The organism is Bradyrhizobium sp. AZCC 1721 (genome assembly GCF_036924715.1).
Taxonomy (GTDB): Bacteria; Pseudomonadota; Alphaproteobacteria; order Rhizobiales; family Xanthobacteraceae; genus Bradyrhizobium.
In genome coordinates this window covers 6,270,491-6,288,230 of record NZ_JAZHSB010000001.1, presented here as the reverse complement: position 1 = coordinate 6,288,230, position 17,740 = coordinate 6,270,491, and the positions used below count along the sequence as shown (strand labels likewise).

At 62.8% G+C, this 17,740-nt stretch carries 16 protein-coding genes and 2 tRNA genes; 8 read left to right on the top strand and 10 right to left on the bottom strand.

Going from position 1 to position 17,740, the window contains the following annotated elements; all coding sequences use genetic code 11:
- Nucleotides 1-25: 25 nt before the first annotated feature.
- Nucleotides 26-3,043 carry a PAS domain S-box protein gene (locus V1273_RS30010; RefSeq protein WP_334412290.1) on the bottom strand — a complete coding sequence of 1,006 codons (3,018 nt, stop codon included), beginning with the start codon at nucleotides 3,041-3,043 and terminating at the stop codon, nucleotides 26-28.
- 290 nt (nucleotides 3,044-3,333) lie between these two features.
- Here V1273_RS30010 and V1273_RS30005 point away from each other — a divergent pair, with 290 nt between their 5' ends.
- From V1273_RS30005 to V1273_RS29980, 6 genes are all read left to right on the top strand, one after another.
- Complete coding sequence (locus V1273_RS30005; RefSeq protein ID WP_334364996.1) at nucleotides 3,334-3,717, top strand: phasin family protein; 384 nt, start codon at nucleotides 3,334-3,336, stop codon at nucleotides 3,715-3,717.
- 267 nt (nucleotides 3,718-3,984) lie between these two features.
- Complete coding sequence (locus V1273_RS30000) at nucleotides 3,985-4,419, top strand: phasin (protein WP_334364995.1); 435 nt, start codon at nucleotides 3,985-3,987, stop codon at nucleotides 4,417-4,419.
- A gap of 216 nt (nucleotides 4,420-4,635) precedes the next feature.
- Nucleotides 4,636-4,712: transfer RNA gene (locus tag V1273_RS29995), tRNA-His, on the top strand.
- Between the two features lie 129 nt (nucleotides 4,713-4,841).
- Entirely contained in the window at nucleotides 4,842-5,192 is a 351-nt protein-coding gene (locus V1273_RS29990) for a hypothetical protein (protein ID WP_334411763.1), read from the top strand.
- A 99-nt stretch (nucleotides 5,193-5,291) separates the two neighbouring features.
- Nucleotides 5,292-5,621 carry a hypothetical protein gene (locus V1273_RS29985; RefSeq protein WP_334364993.1) on the top strand — a complete coding sequence of 110 codons (330 nt, stop codon included), beginning with the start codon at nucleotides 5,292-5,294 and terminating at the stop codon, nucleotides 5,619-5,621.
- Between the two features lie 176 nt (nucleotides 5,622-5,797).
- Entirely contained in the window at nucleotides 5,798-6,478 is a 681-nt protein-coding gene (locus tag V1273_RS29980; protein WP_065743187.1) for a ParA family protein, read from the top strand.
- A 71-nt stretch (nucleotides 6,479-6,549) separates the two neighbouring features.
- On the opposite strand, the gene V1273_RS29975 is transcribed toward V1273_RS29980, so the two are convergent.
- The gene (locus tag V1273_RS29975) at nucleotides 6,550-6,684 is read right to left on the bottom strand and encodes a hypothetical protein (protein ID WP_334364992.1); all 135 of its coding nucleotides are present in this window, start codon (nucleotides 6,682-6,684) and stop codon (nucleotides 6,550-6,552) included.
- 232 nt (nucleotides 6,685-6,916) lie between these two features.
- Between V1273_RS29975 and V1273_RS29970 the strand changes: the two genes are divergently transcribed.
- Nucleotides 6,917-7,057: a hypothetical protein gene (locus tag V1273_RS29970; RefSeq protein ID WP_334364991.1), complete on the top strand. Its 141-nt coding sequence runs from the start codon at nucleotides 6,917-6,919 to the stop codon at nucleotides 7,055-7,057.
- Between the two features lie 48 nt (nucleotides 7,058-7,105).
- On the opposite strand, the gene dapA is transcribed toward V1273_RS29970, so the two are convergent.
- The 3 genes from dapA to trxB form a co-directional block, all read right to left on the bottom strand.
- Nucleotides 7,106-8,038, bottom strand: coding sequence for a 4-hydroxy-tetrahydrodipicolinate synthase (dapA, locus tag V1273_RS29965; protein WP_334411762.1), 933 nt, complete (start codon nucleotides 8,036-8,038; stop codon nucleotides 7,106-7,108).
- 582 nt (nucleotides 8,039-8,620) lie between these two features.
- The gene (locus V1273_RS29960; RefSeq protein ID WP_028350191.1) at nucleotides 8,621-9,541 is read right to left on the bottom strand and encodes a LysR family transcriptional regulator; all 921 of its coding nucleotides are present in this window, start codon (nucleotides 9,539-9,541) and stop codon (nucleotides 8,621-8,623) included.
- A gap of 2 nt (nucleotides 9,542-9,543) precedes the next feature.
- Nucleotides 9,544-10,509, bottom strand: a complete 966-nt coding sequence (trxB, locus tag V1273_RS29955; protein WP_334411761.1) for a thioredoxin-disulfide reductase — start codon at nucleotides 10,507-10,509, stop codon at nucleotides 9,544-9,546.
- A 278-nt stretch (nucleotides 10,510-10,787) separates the two neighbouring features.
- Here trxB and V1273_RS29950 point away from each other — a divergent pair, with 278 nt between their 5' ends.
- Nucleotides 10,788-11,267 carry an Lrp/AsnC family transcriptional regulator gene (locus V1273_RS29950; RefSeq protein WP_213254143.1) on the top strand — a complete coding sequence of 160 codons (480 nt, stop codon included), beginning with the start codon at nucleotides 10,788-10,790 and terminating at the stop codon, nucleotides 11,265-11,267.
- A 154-nt stretch (nucleotides 11,268-11,421) separates the two neighbouring features.
- On the opposite strand, the gene V1273_RS29945 is transcribed toward V1273_RS29950, so the two are convergent.
- The 5 genes from V1273_RS29945 to V1273_RS29925 all read right to left on the bottom strand — a co-directional run bounded on the left by V1273_RS29945 (nucleotide 11,422) and on the right by V1273_RS29925 (nucleotide 17,631).
- The gene (locus V1273_RS29945) at nucleotides 11,422-11,832 is read right to left on the bottom strand and encodes a DoxX family protein (RefSeq protein ID WP_334369024.1); all 411 of its coding nucleotides are present in this window, start codon (nucleotides 11,830-11,832) and stop codon (nucleotides 11,422-11,424) included.
- A gap of 533 nt (nucleotides 11,833-12,365) precedes the next feature.
- Nucleotides 12,366-12,839, bottom strand: coding sequence for a transcription elongation factor GreA (gene greA / locus V1273_RS29940; protein ID WP_141686413.1), 474 nt, complete (start codon nucleotides 12,837-12,839; stop codon nucleotides 12,366-12,368).
- A gap of 209 nt (nucleotides 12,840-13,048) precedes the next feature.
- Nucleotides 13,049-16,513, bottom strand: coding sequence for a carbamoyl-phosphate synthase large subunit (carB, locus tag V1273_RS29935; RefSeq protein ID WP_334411760.1), 3,465 nt, complete (start codon nucleotides 16,511-16,513; stop codon nucleotides 13,049-13,051).
- A 256-nt stretch (nucleotides 16,514-16,769) separates the two neighbouring features.
- A tRNA-OTHER gene (locus tag V1273_RS29930) sits at nucleotides 16,770-16,845 on the bottom strand.
- An 81-nt stretch (nucleotides 16,846-16,926) separates the two neighbouring features.
- Entirely contained in the window at nucleotides 16,927-17,631 is a 705-nt protein-coding gene (locus V1273_RS29925; RefSeq protein ID WP_334369023.1) for a class I SAM-dependent methyltransferase, read from the bottom strand.
- Nucleotides 17,632-17,740: the final 109 nt, after the last annotated feature.

Below are 17,740 nucleotides of genomic sequence, written 5' to 3'. Positions count from 1 at the left end.
GCTACCCACGCCCGTTCGTCTCCGGCTACGCCCGCACCACCGCGGGCGGAAACACGACCTCGATCAGGGTGCCGGAGCGGCCGCCGGTCTTGATCTGGAATTTGGCGCGGTTGGCTTCGACGAGCGCCTTGGTCAGCGACAGGCTGACGACCGCACTCTCGGACTGATCCGACGGCGCCCGCGTGCGGAACGGCTCGAGGGCTGCGGCAACCTCGTTGTCGTTGAGGCCGTGGCCGGTGTCGCGGACCCGCAGCATCACATCGCCGAAATCGGACAGCGCGGTCGAGACGATGACCTGGCCGCCGGCATTGGCGAGATGGATCGAATTGCCGATCAGGTTCAGCGTGATCTGGCGCAACGCCTGCGCGTCTGCGATCACAGGCGGCAGCGTGTGCGCGAGCGAAGTGCGGATGATGATGCGCTCGCGGTTGGCATGCGGCTGCATGACCGCCACACAGCTCTCGACCATCTCGTTGAGATTCTGGTTGGTGAAGGCGAGATCGAGCTTGCCGGTTTCGATCCGAGAGAGATCGAGCAGGTCGTTGACGATGGCGATCACGTGTTCGCCGGCGGCGCGGATGTCCTTCATGTATTCGCGGTAACGCTCGTTGCCGAGCGCGCCGAAACGCTCCCCGATCATCACTTCGGCAAAGCCGATGATGGCGTTCAGCGGCATTCGCACCTCGTGGCTGATCCGGGCCAGCACGTCGGCCTTGGCGTTGGCGGCGCGTTCCGCCAGCCGTCGCGCCTCGCGCAACTCGCTCTCGGTCTTCTTGGCCTGCGAGAGATCGCGGAACACCGCGAAGAAATTCGGGCCGTCTGGGCGGGTGCGGCCGATGGTCATCGACAGCGGAATGATGCCGCCCTTACTTTCGCGGCCGAGCACCTCGCGGCCGTGATCGAGCAGGCTTTCGACACCGGAGGCCTTGATGCCGGCGAGATATTCGAACACGCCGTGCTGGCTTTCGGGCGCAAAGAGATCGGCGAGATTGCGTTGGACCAGTTCGTCGCCGTCATAGCCGAACAGCGCTTCGGCGCTGCGGTTGGCTGCATGGATGTTGCCTTCGGCATCGAACATCAGGATGCCTTCGGCTGTGGTGTCGAGGATGGCGGCGAGTTCTTCGGCGTTGGCATGGCCGACATCGGACGGTTCGGGGATGTCCAGCTCCGCTACCGGCTCGGCTTGCGAGATGGCGGCGGCGATCGCCGCGCCCTCATGGCGCGTGGTCGAGAAGATCAGGGCCAGCGCCGAATCGCCGTCCCATGAAATCGTGTGGAGGCGGGCCTCGGCGGCCGATGACGGCGCGTTTGCATCCGCAGGCCCGCTTGCGGAAATCGTCACCGGCCTGCCGGTGTCCGATGTCGAGGACGCATTCGACGTGCCGGGTTCGACATAGAGCGCGTCGAGGCCGCCGGCCTCTTCCAGCGCATGCACGCTGGCATAGCCCATCTGCGTCAGGAAGGCGGGGTTGGCATAGAGCAGGCGGTCGAGGCGGTAGATCAGGATGCCGACGGGTAAGAGATCGAGCAGCGCCTTGTCGCGCGCGGCTTCGCCATGCGCGGGCGGTTCGGGCGAGGCCAACCATTCGGGCGGCCCGCCGGCTGGTTCGCGCGCGAACGATGCGACGGTTGGTTCAAAGATCGTTTCACCGGTGACGTTCGGCACCGCCTGGTTACCATTCTCGGTGACGAGCCGCGCCGACAATTGCCGCGCGAGTTCGTCGAAGGCACTGTTCTCGACCGGCGTCAGCGATAGCGGCTTCGCCTCGCCGGGCGCGCGGAATGGCACGACGTTGGGAGCATCTGCGGGCAATTCCGTCACGGTGTCCTTCAAGGCTTCGTTGGCGCTTTCCTTGACGCTTTCCTTGGGAGGTTCCACGGGCGTTTCCAAATCGTTTTGATGTGAAGTCTCGGCAGCAATCGGTTCGGGCAAATCGTCGACCAAAGGCGGTGCAACGCCTGTCGGGCTGGGAAATTCCGGGGCGGGCGGCTCTTGCGGCATTGCCATCTCGCCGGTCAATTCCGCCAGGCGCAGGGCGGCGAGCAGGGCGAGGGCGTCGAAATCGCGGCAGACGCCAAAGCCGCGATATCCGATGAAATTCCGCTGCCCGTCGAAAATCGGCAAGCCGGACAATTCAACCGGCAGAGTGCCGCCGCCATCGACCGGCCAGTTCAGCACGATGCCGCTCCAGGTCGCGCATGTGGCGAACGCCTTCATCACCCGCCCGTCGGGATCGAGCGCAAATCTCTCGGCGATCTCGCGCCATGGCCGCCCGAAGCCGGCCGTGGTGCGCGGGCCGATCAGGCCAGTGAATTCGTCGGTCCCGAGCGTGAAGCGGCCTTCCCGATCCATCTGCCAGGTGAAGCGCAGCGGCAGGCGGCGGGTCGGCTGCCTGGCGAATGCTTCGAGCGCCGGGAATGGCGTGCGTGGAGCAGGCTCCGTCGCGGCCGGCTCCTCCGCGGCGGCTGGCTCGGCAAACGCATCGAACAATGCAAACTCGGCGGGCGCTTCGCCCGATTGCGCGGGCTGGTCGTAATCGGGAACTGGCTGCGGCACGGCCGCTTGCTCCATGACGGGCGCGCTCGGCTGCGGGGCCGGCTTTGAGGCTGTGGCCTCGGGCCGCATCTCGTTCTCGGGCTGCTCATGCGCCCGCGCCGGCCGCGGCGCGATCAGCGCGATGTCGCCGGCCGCGATCAAGACACCATGGCTGCCATTGGGAAAGTCGAACCGCGAACAGCCGCAGGTCGCAAGCATGCCGGGCGCTGCGCCAAACCCCTGTAACCGCTCCAGGCGGATGGCGCCGTTGGCGAGCAGCCGTCCTGCGAGCCGCGCGATCTGCCGCCGGTGCCGGTCGGCCGGTCCGAAGGTCTTCTCAGCAAGGGCTGCGGCGCTGGCGGCGCCGAACATGCGGGCGCCGGCCGGATTGGCCCACAGGATCCGCCTGCCGTCGGCCGTCCACAGCCATGCCGGCGGGCGGCTCGCCGCATAGGCCGCCAATCGCGGATCGCTCTGCATCCGCCACTGAAATTCCGCGTCCTTCATCGCAACTACATGACCGTCCGGCGCCACGATCGGCACCAAAATGCCGATAACCTTAAGGGATCGTTACTATCGCAAGCCGGCGGCAGCAGGTCCACGGCCCGGCCGTCCGGCCGTGGTTTAAGCGGCGGATAACCTTAACCCCGGCTGGACCCTTTGGCTGGCCGCCGCGTTGGGTGGTTGCAAACGGCAGTCAAGGGTTCAACGGGGAACCTCCCGGCGCCGCATCCGTCCCCGGAGCGGCCCCCTGACAGTATCCGGACGCAATCCCAGCCAATGCAAAGGAACGCGCCATGAGTGGCGAAGTGCGAGACCGTTTCGAGATACCCAAGGAAATGCGATCGATGGCGGAGGCGAGCCTGGAGCAGGCCCGCAAGACGTTTGAGAAATTTGTCGCCGCCGCGCAGACCACCGCGGATACCATCGAGGAGCGTAATGCCTCGATGCGCGAGGGCGCCAAGGATGTCCGGCAGAAGGCTGTCGCCTATGCCGAGAAGAACGTGCAGGGCTCGCTCGATTACGCGCAGTCACTTCTGAAGGCCAAGGATCTGGCCGAGGTGACGCGGCTGCACAGCGAATATGTGCAGGGGCAAATGCGTGTGCTGGCGGAGCAGGCCAGCGAGATGAGCCAGATCGTCGGCAAAGCCGCCATGGATGCGGCGAAGCCGAAAGCCTGACCCCCGCCTGCAGCGGGCAGTACTGCAACCGCCAAATGGACCGACTGGAAGACGCATCCGGTGCGGGTCCCTATGCGGCGTCGCACCAGAAATTGCAGTGCGTTGCACAAATTTGACACGATATGGGTGCTTATTGGGCGAGCCCGTGGATGGGCAAACTTCCGTGAGTGCGTGTGTGTATGTGATCCCTTTTGGCGTTCCTTCCGGTCGTCCGCCCGGCACCCGCCAGGGGAACATCGATTAACCCCATTGTGAAGGATGCAACCTGTGACCAGCTCCACCGATCCCTTCTCCGCCTCCATCATTCCCTTCGAAGTTCCCGAGCAGATGCGCGCACTCGCCGAAAAGGGCGTTTCGCAGGCCCGCGACAACTACGCCAAGTTCAAGGATGCAGCCGAAACCCACAATGGCACCATCGAGGCCGTGTTCACTACCGCCAGCAAGGGCGCCAGCGAGTACAACGCCAAGCTGATCGAGTTCTTCAAGGCCAACACCTCGTCCTCGCTCGATTTCGCGCAGGAGCTGCTCGGCGTGAAGACGCCGGCGGCAGCGCTCGAACTGTGGACTGCGCACGCCAAGAAGCAGTACGAGGCCTTCACCGCGCAGGCCAAGGAGCTTGCCGAGCTTGGCCAGAAGGTTGCGACCGAGACCGTCGAGCCGATCAAGGCCTCCGCCTCGAAGTACTACAAGCCCGCCGCCTGATCGGGCTCGCATCGCCAACGAAAAGCCCGGGCGAAGCGCCCCGGGCTTTTTGCTGTTACGGGACCATTTTGCGGGCCCCGGCGCGATCCGCGTTTGAACGCAACACGCGCCCGAAACGACTATAATCAGATGCTTCCCGGCCTTGCCAAAGGCCGGCGTTGCACCTAGTTTCCGGCCAATTCGCGCCCCCCTCTTTGGGGCTTCCGCGTGAGGGATGCAGTTGTAGCTCAGTTGGTTAGAGCGCCTGTCTGTGGAACAGGAGGTCGGTGGTTCGAGCCCACCCAACTGTACCAATCCTTCAGTCGCTGAATTATCTCCCGACCTGCCGCGACACTTGTGCTGTGGCGCGTTGTCCAGCCGTGCTTGCCAAGCCCCACTCGTTCACCCACTATTCCGTAAATCATTGCGGCTTGGGGGAATTCATGGCGATTTTTCGGATCGAAAATTTTCAGCTCGGATTGTTGCTTGCCGCCGCACTAGCCGTTTCGATCTCGCCCGCCGTCAGTCAGACCTATACACGCGAACAGGAGCAGGCCTGCACCGGGGACGCGTTCCGCCTCTGCAGCTCCGATATCCCTGACATCAGCCGCGTCACCGCCTGCATGGTGCGCAACAAGTCGCAGCTCTCGCCGGCTTGCCGGGCGCACTTCCGTCCCGAGCCCGATGAAATCACGGCCCGGCCGGTGGGCCGGCCGACCATCATCCGGCCGGCAGCCCCGCGCAAAGCCGCTGCGGCCAAGCCGCGAAAAAAGCCGAAAAAGCCTGCGACCTGACGGCAGCGCGCCCGTTTCAAGGTCGCTTTTCGCGACAGACTGACGCTTGCCAGCGGCCGATTCAGTGAACATCTCCCATGGGGAAGAGGAGAGGGTTCATTGATAGATCACAGTAAAGAGCTCGACCGGCATTTTGCCTGGTTCGAGAGGAAGCTGCCATCGGGGCCGGCGAAGTTCGTCGGCTGGGTGCGCAAGCCGTCGTCGATCTACGTCCGAGTACCGCTTGCCATACTGCTGGTCGCCGGCGGCTTTCTCAGCTTCCTGCCTGTGCTCGGGCTCTGGATGCTGCCGCTCGGACTCCTTTTGTTCGCGCAGGACATCCCGCCACTGCAGAAGCCGTTGTCGCTGGGGCTTGGATGGATCGAACGCAAATGGCTCGAACGCCAGCGCGCAAAGCTCGAACGCGAGCGCACAAAAGGCGCGCAGTGAGCCAGGCAAGGTGAGCTTTCGATTCCTTCTCAAGGTCACCGGGGTTGCACGGTGTGACTCAAAAACCAGCCTTATTGGCAATTAAGTGGCTTCATCACGGCGGGTGATAAATTTTTCTTTCACGAATCACCGCGCTGATTCATTTTCGGCTTCTGGGGTCAACTGGAGGCCAAGATATGAACGTAATTGTTTTCGCATCACGTAAGGGGGGCTCGGGAAAGAGTACCCTGGCTGCTCACCTCGCTGCCCATGTTCACAAGGCAACGAAGCCCATCCTGCTCGTCGATGCCGATCCGCAGGGCTCGCTTACGCTCTGGCACAAATTGCGCGGCACCAACGAGCCGCCGATCAAGGCCGCGGTGAATTCCGTCAGCGGCATCGTCGCTGCCGCCAAGCGCGACGGCATCGAATGGGTGTTCATCGACACGCCGCCGAATTTGTCGGCCGTCGTCGACGATGCGATCCGCAACGCCACCATGGTGATAATTCCGGCGCGGCCCGGCGTGTTCGACGTCAACGCGGTGCAGGAAACCATTCAGACCTGCCGTTCGGCGCGCAAGCCCTACGCGGTCGTGATCAACGGTGCGCCTGCCGAACGCGACGGCGCCGAGAGCCGCATCGTCAGCATCGCGCGTGAAGCGCTGGCGAAATTCCGCGCGCCGGTGTGGAGCGGCCAGATCACCAACCGCGCCGATCTGATCATGGCGCTGAGCCAGGGCGAAGGCGCCCGCGAATATTACGCGGAAGGCCGGGCGGCCGCGGAGATCAGCAGGCTGTGGGGCGCGATCGAACGTTCGATCAAGGCGATCCGCGGAACGGCGTCGGCATCGGGCGCCATGCACAAGCAGGCGGCGTAACAACGCCGCTCTCGATCTGCCGGACTGATAAAGAACGCGCGGGCCCCGCGCGTTTTTCTTTTTGTTACTTGTTACGCCACCATCAGCACGTAGAACACGACCACCGGCGACAGCGTCAGGATCACCGACCAGACGCCGACAGCCCACAGAATGTCCTCGGTTGAAAAGCCCTGTTGTCCAGGAATGCTGTTGTTCTCGAAATGCACGACGCGCCCCCGCGTTTTTCTGTTGTATGGGGATGTTGATACGCCAACGGTTTTAAAAAGCCGGTTGCGATTTCGCTTGCATTTGACCGCACCTGCTACCGCCGATTAACCACCGCCATGTCTGGTTAACTTTCCGTGACCGCATGCCGTCAAAGTCGATCGAAGCCTCCCCCGTAACGTTAGAATTTTAGGCGTATGGATCTCCCGCTCAGAAAAACGACGGGGAAAAACGATGAGCACTTACGACAAGAAATTTCCGATTGCCGAATACGCCCAGAGCATGCACGACGTTCTTCTGGTGTCGTCATTCGCCGCCTGGGCGATGCTGCTCGGCTTCGCACCCGTGATGGCCTATCGCCTGCTGGTGAGCTAATTCCATTTCTCCCTCTCGCCATCGGGCGAGAGGGAGCCGATGCCATGCTTAAGCCCGCCGCAAAAGCTGTGGCCTCCGCTGTTCGACTTCCTCGTCGAGCAATGCCGCCAACTCTGCGCTTATCTCCACCATCGGCAGGCGAACCTCGGCGCTGTCGATCAGTCCGTTGCGCGCCAGCCAGTATTTTGCGGGCGCCGGGCTCGGCTCGGCGAACAACAGCCGGGACAGCCGGGAGAGCTTCTTCCAGCGCGCCCGCGCGCCGTCGCGGTCGCCCTGCGTGAGCAGCGTTCGCAGCGATGCGAAGGCCTCGGTCTCCAGATGCGCCGACAACAGAATTGCGCCATCGGCGCCGTCGGCGAGCGCGTCGTGATACTCCGCGTCTTCGCCGGTCAGCACGCGAAAGCCTGCTGGCCGTCTCGCCAGAAAGTCAATCGACTGCGCGCGGTCGGCGCCGCAATCCTTCATGCCGACAATGTTTGGATGCAAGGCAAGTTGCAGCAACGTCTCATTGGTGAGACTGACGCCTGTCCGGTAGGGAATGTTGTAGAGCACGACCGGCCATGAGGCGTGATCGGCGAGCGCGGTGAAGTGCTGCACGAGGCCGCGCTGCGACGGCCGGATATAATAGGGGCTCGCGATCAGATAGCCGTCGATCGGCCAGGTCGCCGTCTCATCCAGCGCATCGAGCATCTTCGCGGTGGAGGCGCCGGACAGGCCGAGCAGGATCGGCAAGTGACGCCGGGTGGCGGAGAGTTCGCTCTGCGTCAGCGTCACCAGCCGCTCGAGTTCGTCTGCGCGGAGCGACATGCCTTCGCCCGACGTCGCCGCGAGAATGAAGCCGTCGACAGGGCCAGCCGCATAGTGTCGGACGAGCCGGCGCAGCGACGCCTCGTCGAGTTCGCCATCGCGAAACGGCGTGATCAGCGGCAGCCACAGGCCCTGCAGCCGGCTTGCCAGGTCGTTGGTCGAAGGGGCAGTCATCGTTCCATCTCCTTTGGGGGTAAGCGCCGGAGACGGGACCAACAAAAAACCCCGTCCAGACGGCGGGGTTCGGGATCGTGGGTTCGCGACAGACTAGCGCGCGCGTCGATCTCGGGTCCCCGGATGGGGACCTTTTTTCGACGACACTGCTGCGCACGAACTCGTGATCATGTGCAGATGATGGAGGCCGAGAACCTCAATGTCAATCTGTGCGGGAACATGACACTGACGCGAAAAAAAGCCGGGCCCGAAAGAGCCCGGCTTGAGGTATTGGCCACGTGAGGCCGACACAATCACCTTCCAAGAGGGATTACTGAACCGCCGCGTCACTGGAGGAGGGGGACATATGCGCGACGCGACCGCTCAGCGTTTGGGCACTATGATCCTCATCAGTGCCTTGCAGCAACCGTCCGAGCCGCATGTCAGTCATGCGAAGAGCGGGGCCTCTATAAAATAGGCTAATCCGGAAAGCGAAAGACGAAGCGCCACCGTTCTAGCTTTTATTTTGGAGCATGATCTCCGGGCAAACGCTTCGCGTTTGTCCCCCGAGGAAAACCGGTCCCCACTTTTCCGGATCATGCTCTAGGAGGGCCAGCGCTGCGCCTTGCTCACCACGAAGTCGCGGAATACCTGCACGCGTGCGACCGTCTTCAGTTCCTCGGGGTAAACGAAATACGTGTCCACCGCGATCGAATCGGTTTCGCCGAACAACTGCACCAGGCGGTTGTTCTCCTCGACCAGATAGTCGGGCAGGGCGGCGATGCCGAGCCCCTGCTGGCAGGCGCGAACGAGCCCCAAGATGTTGTTCACCTTGAAGTAGGCCTCGCGTGGGCCCGAGCCGTTGCGGCCGGCATCGATCAGCCAGCTCCGGTTCTGCAGATGCGGCGGCACCTGCGCATCGCCGAGCATGATGATGCGGTGTGAGTCGAGGTCGTCCAGCGTCCGCGGCGTGCCGAAGCGCTTGATGTATTCCGGCGAGCAATAGGCATGGAAGCCGATCGAGAACAGCTTGCGCTGGATCAGGTCGGGCTGGGTCGGCTTGCGGGTCCGGATCGCGACGTCGGCCTCGCGCATCGACAGGTCGAGATCCTCGTCGGTGACGATCAGCGAGATACGGATATCAGGATAAAGCGCGGTGAACTCGTCGAGCCGCGGGATCAGCCAGTTGATGCCGAGCGCGGGCGGCGTCGTGATCTTGAGGTCGCCGCTCGGCCGCTCGCGGCTGTCGGTGAGTTTGGCGCGCGCCGCCTGCAACTGCATGAAGACGTCATGCGCCGTGCGGAACAAAAGATCGCCCTGCTCGGTGAGGATGAGCCCGCGCGCGTGGCGGTGGAACAGCGACACCGCAAGCTCCTGCTCCAGCGCGCTCACCTGCCGCGATACCGCGGATTGCGAGAGCCCCAATTGCTCGCCGGCATGGGTAAAGCTTCCCGCTTCCGCCGCCGCGTGAAAGACCTTCAGCTTGTCCCAGTCCATGTCAAATCCGTCTCGTGTTCTAGGCATGACTATTCAGCCGCCGCGCGATCGCTCGCGCGCAAAGCCAGGAAGCGTTCGGCCTCAAGGGCCGCCATGCAGCCGAGGCCGGCAGCCGTAACCGCCTGGCGGTAGGTTTCGTCGGCCACATCGCCCGCGGCGAACAGGCCGGGGATCGAGGTTGCGGTCGAGTTCGGCGCCACCTCGACATAGCCTGATGGCCTCAGCTTGATCTGGCCTTTGACGAGGTCGGTGGCCGGCGCATGCCCGATGGCAATGAAGACGCCGTCGGCCGCAACACTCGTGAGTGCGCCGGTCCTGACGTTCTTCAGGCGCACATGGGTGACCTTGCTCGGGTTCTCGGCGCCGCAGATCTCGTCGATCGCAGAGTCCCACACCACCTTGATCTTCGGATTCTTGAACAGCCGGTCCTGCAGGATGCGCTCGGCGCGGAAATGATCGCGGCGATGCACGATCGTGACCTGCGAGGCGAAGTTGGTCAGGAACATCGCTTCCTCGACCGCGGTATTGCCGCCGCCGACCACGATCACCTCCTTGCCGCGGTAGAAGAAGCCGTCGCAGGTCGCGCAGGCCGAGACGCCAAAACCCTTGAACTTTTCTTCCGAGGGAATGCCGAGCCAGCGCGCCTGCGCGCCAGTGGCGAGGACCACGGTTTCCGCCAGATAGACGTCGCCGCTATCGCAGGTCAGGCGGAACGGCCGCTGCGCCAGTTCGAGTTTGTTGACGAAATCGGTGACGATTTTGGTGCCGACATGGGCCGCCTGCTTCTCCATCTGCTCCATCAGCCAGGGGCCCTGGATCACGTCGGCAAAGCCCGGATAGTTTTCCACGTCGGTGGTGATGGTGAGTTGTCCGCCGGGCTGGATGCCCTGGATCAGCACCGGCTCCAGCATCGCGCGCGCCGCGTAGATCGCCGCGGTGTAGCCGGCGGGGCCGGAACCGATAATGACGACCTTGGCATGGATAGGCGCAGGCATCGGCGGATCCCTCTCTTATTCGGGGGTTTGTTTTGACTTGAGTAGAAAGCGCCCGGAAGGAGGTCGACGGCGCTGAAAGTGTCAAATCCAAGTCTAAGATATCTGGGTAGCTATGCAAGAATTGCAATTCATCCCAGCGAATTTTCCCCGGAACTGAAGTAACAATCGCGAAATATGGCATCGGGCGCGCAATAAAATTGCGCAAGCTGCACGGCGTGCGCTAAGAGAGTTGCCAGTAAGGCCAGCCCACGCGGCCAGAATTAGGGAACCCGACGCGCGTGTCGAAGAATCTTGACGAAATCGACCTTCGAATTCTTGCCGAAATCCAGGCCGACGGCCGAATCACCAACGTGGAACTGGCCAAGCGCGTCGGTATCTCGCCGCCGCCCTGCCTGCGCCGGGTCCGCACGTTGGAGGAAGAAGGCTACATCCAGGGCTATCGGGGCCTGTTGGATCCGCGTCGGCTAGGCTTCGACGTCACCGTGTTTGCTTCGGTCCATTTGTCCAGCCAAGCGGATGCGGATTTGCGTGCGTTCGAGGATTTCGTCCGCGCCGAGCCCCTGGTGCGGGAATGCTGGATGCTGTCGGGCGAGATCGACTTCATCCTCAAATGCGTCGCGCCCGACATGGCGACGTTTCAGGATTTCGTCACGCACCTGACGGCCGCGCCGCATGTGCGCAACGTCAGGACGTCGCTGGTGCTGCACAATTCGAAATATGAAGCGGCGGTGCCGCTCGATGTGAAGGTGGCGGGGTGAGGTGCTCCAGCCTATCCCCGTCATTGCGAGGAGCGAAAGCGACGAAGCAATCCATTCTTCCCACGCGGAGAGATGGATTGCTTCGCGGAGCCTGTCATCCGGCGGCGCTTCGCGCCGACCGGGTGGCTCGCAATGACGAGGTGAGACCTCAGCTTTACTTCTTCCGCATCGCGTCGATGCTGTACGGACCGCCGCCTGCAGTCGAAAGATAAAGGCAGGCAAAGCAGAACAGGATCGCGAGCGTGCCGCCGTTGATGAGCGGAAAGAAGCCCCTCGGCGCATGACCGATGAAATAGGCAAAGGCCATCTCGCCGGCGAGAATGAAGGCCACGGGCTGCGTGAACAGTCCGAGCAGCAAAAGCCCGCCTAGAATCAACTCGATCATACCGGCGGCTCCCGGTAGCGACATCAACTGCACCTTGTTGAGGAACGCGGCAGCGTTACCCTCCGGAATAGTCGGAAACTTCAGAATCTTCGCGACACCGTACTGAAACAGCAACAGCCCGGTGATGAAGCGAAACAGGCTCAGCGCCGGCGGTTGCCATTTCGCGAGCATCTTGTCGATTTGTTCCATGTCCTAGTCCCCCTTTGTTTGACGCGCTGAAACTTAGCGCCACGAGATTACACGGTCTTGTCGGATCGCGTGTGATGCCGACACAACACCCCTGAGATTGAATCATTCCCCTTCACCGCACAGCTTCGCGACATTGTTGCGATTGCAGCGCAGCACGATGCCGCCTCGGCAGTAGCCTGCAGCTCATCGCCGCAAAATGCCGATGCTTCGCAACGCCGGCACGCCCCTGCTCCAGTTAGTTATAGTCTATAAACATCGTCCGGGATTCGGATATTCTGAAATCCGCCGCACCACCACTCACATTCCTGTCAGGACCGCTGCAACAAAAAAGCCGCGTGGAAACGCGGCTTTGTCGCAACAGTAACTTGCAGGTGACTACAGCATGATCCGGACCCGAAGGGCCGCGTCAGCGCAAAGTGGATACCGGTTTTCCCTCGCGACAAACGCCGAGCGCGTTTGCGCGGAGATCATGCTCGAACAAATGAGATAGGGCGGGATGGCGATTCGAAGAACGTCATCGCGCTCTAGCGCCACTCGACCTTGGTGATCTCGTAGGCCTTGGCGCCGCCGGGAGCCACGACCTCCACGGTCGAGCCCTTCTTCTTGCCGATCAGGGCGCGCGCCAGCGGCGAGGTGATCGAGATGCGGCCCTTCTTGGCGTCGGCTTCCGGTTCGCCGACGATCTGCCACACCGCTTTCTTTTCGGTGTCCTCGTCGACCAGCGTGACGGTCGCGCCGAACTTGACGGTGTCGCCGGACAGTTTCGAGATGTCGATGATGTCGGCGCGCGCGAGCTTGTCCTCGAGCTCGGCGATGCGGCCTTCGTTGTGCGACTGCTCTTCCTTGGCCGCGTGATATTCCGCGTTCTCGGAGAGATCGCCATGCGAGCGCGCCTCGGCGATATGCTCGATGATGCGCGGACGCTCCACCGACTGGCGCTGCTTCAATTCGACCTCCAGGGCGGCATACCCGCTAGCAGTCATCGGAACCTTGTCCATCATCTCTTTCCGTCCTTCCCTCGTGCGAGCCGCCAGAAGTTGCGCGCACGAGCCACGCTTTCGATTTCGATCAGGAACTCGACACACGAACCCGCCAGCCCGTTGATTTTAGGCCCCGTCAGGGGCCTTACAACATCCAAAGGGCGGTGGGTTCCAGCCATGCCGGCTTATTGCCAATCGTTTCGCGGGCATTTTCGCCCGGCAAACGATCAGTTTTCGGAAAAATAACTCTGTAGCGTGCGGACCTCAAGGTCCCCGCCCAGATAGGCGCGGATGCCCTGGGCGGCCGCAACAGCACCCGAAAGAGTGGTGTAATACGGCACTTTATGCAAGAGGGCAGCCCGCCGCAGCGAACGGCTGTCGGCCAGTGCCTGCGGCCCTTCGGTGGTGTTGAAAACGAGCTGAATGTCGCCATTGGTGATGGCATCGACGATGTGCGGCCGCCCTTCCAGCACCTTGTTAACCTTCTCGGTCGGAATGCCCTTGTCGGCGAGGAAGCGCTGGGTGCCCGAGGTGCCCATCACCTTGAAGCCGAGCGAGTGCAAGAGCCGGACCGCCTCGGCGATACGGGTCTTGTCGATCTCGCGCACCGAGACGAAGACGGTGCCCTTGCGCGGCACGCGGGTGCCGCCGCCGAGTTGGCTTTTTGCGAACGCCACCTCGAACGAGCGGTCGATGCCCATCACCTCGCCGGTCGAGCGCATCTCCGGACCGAGCACGGTATCGACGCCGGGGAAGCGTGCGAAGGGGAAGACCGACTCTTTGACGCCGACATGGCCGAGCTGCTTCTTCTTCAGCTTGAAATCGGCGAGCTTCTCGCCGGCCATGATCCGTGCAGCGATCTTCGCCACCGGCGTGCCGACGACCTTGGCGACGAACGGAACGGTGCGCGACGCCCGCGGATTGACCTCGAGCACGTAGATCTCGTCGTCCTTGATCGCATACTGCACGTTCATCAGGCCGACCACGTCGAGGCCGAGTGCGAGCTCGCGGGTTTGCCGCTCGAGCTCCTCGATCATCTTTCCGTCCAGCGAATGCGGCGGCAGCGAGCAGGCGGAATCGCCGGAGTGAATGCCGGCTTCCTCGATATGTTCCATGATGCCGACGATGAAGGTGTCGTTGCCGTCGCAGAGGCAATCGACGTCGATCTCGGTGGCATCAGACAAATAGCGGTCGAACAGCAGCGGGTTCTTGCCGAGCACGGTATTAATCTGCCCGGTCTTGTCGTTGGGGTAGCGCGCCTTGACGTCGGCCGGTACCAGCTCGGGTAGCGTCCCGAGCAGGTAATCGTCGAGCTGGGTTTCCTCACGGATGATCTGCATCGCGCGGCCGCCCAGCACGTAGGACGGACGCACCACCAGCGGCAGGCCGAGATCGGCTGACACCAGCCGCGCCTGCTCGACTGAATAGGCGATGCCGTTCTTCGGCTGCTTTAACTTCAGTTTGTCGAGAACGCGCTTGAAACGGTCGCGGTCCTCGGCGAGGTCGATGGCGTCGGGCGAGGTGCCGAGGATCGGCACGTCGGCGGCTTCCAGCGCGCGCGCCAACTTCAGTGGGGTCTGGCCGCCGAACTGCACGATCACGCCGTGTAGCGTGCCGTTCTGCCGCTCGGTGGCGACGATTTCCAGCACGTCCTCGGCAGTGAGCGGCTCGAAATACAGCCGGTCGGCGGTGTCGTAGTCGGTCGACACCGTCTCCGGATTGCAGTTGATCATGATGGTTTCATACCCGGCATCGTCGAGCGCGAAGCAGGCGTGGCAGCAGCAATAGTCGAATTCGATGCCCTGGCCGATCCGGTTCGGGCCGCCGCCGAGAATGATGACCTTCTTGCGGTCGGAGGGCGCGCTCTCGTCGGCCAGCGCGCCCGCAAACGGCGCTTCATAGCTCGAATACATGTAGGCGGTGGGGGAGGCGAACTCGGCGGCGCAGGTGTCGATGCGCTTGAAAGCGGGGCGTACGCCGAGCGCGTGACGCTTCGCGGTGATCTCGGCTTCGGTGGACTCGGACAGCACGGCAAGCCGTGCGTCGGAAAAGCCCATCGCCTTCAGCATGCGCATGCCATAGCTGTTGGGCGGCAGGCCATGCGTCCTGATTTTCGTTTCCATGTCGATGATGCCGCGCATCTCGGCGAGGAACCACGGATCGATCTTGCAGGAATTGAAGATGTCTTCGTTCGACCAGCCGAGCCGCATCGCCTGCGCCACCTGCAGGATGCGGTTCGGCGTCGGCGTGCCCAACGCGGCGCGGATCGCGTTCTTGTCGTCGCCGCGCCCGAGCCCCTCGATCTCGATCTCGTCGAGCCCGGTCAGTCCGGTCTCGAGCCCGCGCAACGCCTTCTGCAGGCTCTCCTGGAACGTGCGGCCGATCGCCATGACTTCGCCGACCGACTTCATCGAGGTCGTCAGCGTGGTGGAGGCGCCGGGAAACTTTTCGAACGCAAAGCGGGGGACCTTGGTCACGACATAGTCGATGGTCGGCTCGAACGAGGCGGGCGTGGCGCCGCCGGTGATGTCGTTGGCGATTTCATCGAGCGTGTAGCCGACCGCGAGCTTGGCGGCGACTTTTGCGATCGGAAAGCCGGTGGCTTTTGATGCGAGCGCCGAGGAGCGCGACACGCGCGGGTTCATCTCGATCACCACCATGCGGCCGTCGTCGGGGTTGACGCCGAACTGCACGTTGGATCCGCCGGTCTCCACGCCGATTTCGCGCAGCACCGCGATCGAGGCATCGCGCATGATCTGGTATTCTTTGTCGGTCAGCGTCAGCGCCGGCGCCACGGTGATGGAATCGCCGGTGTGCACGCCCATCGGATCGAGGTTCTCGATCGAGCAGACGATGATGCAATTGTCCTTCTTGTCGCGCACCACCTCCATCTCGAACTCTTTCCAGCCGAGCACGGATTCCTCGATCAGCACTTCGTTGGTCGGGGAGGCGTCGAGCCCGCGTTCGATGATGTCGAGGAATTCTTCCTTGTTGTAGGCGATGCCGCCGCCGGTGCCGCCCATGGTGAAGGAGGGGCGGATGATCGCAGGCAGCCCGATCTCGGACAGCGCCATCAGCGCCTCGCCGAGCGCGTGCTCCTGGTAGCGCTTGCGGCGCTCGTTTTCGCCGAGCGTCCATTGCCGTTCGAGCTCATCCAGCGCGTCGCCCGTTAGCTTCTCGCGTTCGGCGAGGTATTTGTCGCGATAGGACTTTTTCAGCGCCGAGGCATTGGCGAGCCGCGATTTCGGCGTCTGAAGACCGATCTTCTCCATCGCGTTGCGGAAAAGCTGGCGGTCTTCGGCCTTGTCGATCGCGTCAGCGGTGGCGCCGATCATCTCGACGTCGAATTTGTCGAGCGTGCCCTGACGGCGCAGCGACAGTGCACAGTTCAGCGCGGTCTGCCCGCCCATGGTCGGCAACAGCGCAAAGCCGCCGGGGATGACGTAGCGCTCCTTCTCGATGATCTTGGCGACGATTTCGGGCGTGATCGGCTCGATATAGGTCGCATCAGCCAATTCCGGATCGGTCATGATGGTGGCCGGATTGGAATTGACGAGGACGATGCGGTAGCCCTCTTCCTTCAGCGTCTTCACCGCCTGGGTGCCGGAATAATCGAACTCGCAGGCCTGGCCGATCACGATGGGACCCGCGCCGATGATCAGGATGGTGGAGATATCTGTTCTTTTGGGCATCAGCTCTCAGACTGGATTTTGGGCACAAAAAAAGGGCGCGCAGCCGCGCGTCCCCTAAGCCAAGAGCGCGGGTCATCCTCGCGCGCGGGTGGTCTTTAGACCAGATTCCGCACCCGCGAAACCCCCCAAAAACCTTCATCAACCGCGTTTTTGAGGAAATTGACCCGTATTTCTGAGGTCCGCCTTCGCTCCGCTACGGCGCGACAGCCTTCGCCACCGCTGGCTTGCCGAGCCGAAGCTGCGGAGCAGCGAAGGCTGGAGGCCCGGCCTGGATTTGAACCAGGATAAAGAGCATTGCACTGCTCCCGCGTCGACGCTTCCGCCACCGGGCCGTAGCAATCATTGCCCATCACGGCGCGGTGAACCATCCTTACCGTGCTTTAGGGTTAAAACAACCTCAACGCGCGTCGCGCTTAATGGCGCTGGAATGCGTGCCGCGCGACGAACGTCATCCGCCACGGGTTGTGGCCGATGTTCTGATGCGCGCGGGAGGCGGTGAAGCCTGAGGCGGCGAGCTTCTCGATCATCTCGTCTTCACGGTAGCGCTGCAGCCCGACGCGCGTGCGCAGTTGGCGGTAGTCCGACAGCGCCGTGCTCGCAAGGCCATAAAGCGCGTCTTTCAGGAAGCCGTGCGCGGCGGCGAATTTCAAGAGCGCCAGCACGTCTTTGGCCATGCCGACTTCTGGCCGCAGGATATCGCCGAGCACCAGGCGACCGTTGGGCTTCAACAACCGGCGAATGACGGCAAGCGCCGAATCCAACTCCCCTGGCGTCATGTATTGCGCGACCGAATTCATGACGACGAGGTCGACCGAGCTTTCCGCCATTCGCGTGAGATCCTCGAGCGAGCGGACGCGGATCTTGGTGTTCGGCGCAAAACGCGCGATCAGCCGGCCGCGGACGCCGGGCGCCGGTTCGGCCAGATAGAGTTTTGCGCAGGCGTCCGCCACCTTGGCAGCCGACAGCGCTTCGCCGCAGGCATAGTCCAGCACGACCGCGTCGGGCGAAGCGATATAGCCGATGATATCGCGCGCGATGACCTGGAAATGCAGGTCGCGATGCAGCCTGCTCACATAAATCGTATGCGTGGAGTCGTAGTAGTCGATCCATTCGTCCATCGCAGGCGGGTCCGGCAAAACTGGGGGTTCCGGTAACGGAACCGGTACCTAGGTGGGGGCGTTAGACGGTCCGGCGCTCCCTGCCAATGCCGTCGTGCCCAATTCCTAA

Coding starts and splice junctions, on each gene's coding strand:
- V1273_RS29970 (WP_334364991.1), top strand. CDS start 6,917: ATGAGCACTTACGACAAGAAATTTCCGATTGCCGAATACGCCCAGAGC.
- dapA (WP_334411762.1), bottom strand. CDS start 8,038: ATGACTGCCCCTTCGACCAACGACCTGGCAAGCCGGCTGCAGGGCCTG.
- V1273_RS29980 (WP_065743187.1), top strand. CDS start 5,798: ATGAACGTAATTGTTTTCGCATCACGTAAGGGGGGCTCGGGAAAGAGT.
- carB (WP_334411760.1), bottom strand. CDS start 16,513: ATGCCCAAAAGAACAGATATCTCCACCATCCTGATCATCGGCGCGGGT.
- V1273_RS29990 (WP_334411763.1), top strand. CDS start 4,842: ATGGCGATTTTTCGGATCGAAAATTTTCAGCTCGGATTGTTGCTTGCC.
- V1273_RS30005 (WP_334364996.1), top strand. CDS start 3,334: ATGAGTGGCGAAGTGCGAGACCGTTTCGAGATACCCAAGGAAATGCGA.
- V1273_RS30010 (WP_334412290.1), bottom strand. CDS start 3,043: ATGAAGGACGCGGAATTTCAGTGGCGGATGCAGAGCGATCCGCGATTG.
- V1273_RS29925 (WP_334369023.1), bottom strand. CDS start 17,631: ATGGACGAATGGATCGACTACTACGACTCCACGCATACGATTTATGTG.
- trxB (WP_334411761.1), bottom strand. CDS start 10,509: ATGCCTGCGCCTATCCATGCCAAGGTCGTCATTATCGGTTCCGGCCCC.
- greA (WP_141686413.1), bottom strand. CDS start 12,839: ATGGACAAGGTTCCGATGACTGCTAGCGGGTATGCCGCCCTGGAGGTC.
- V1273_RS29960 (WP_028350191.1), bottom strand. CDS start 9,541: ATGCCTAGAACACGAGACGGATTTGACATGGACTGGGACAAGCTGAAG.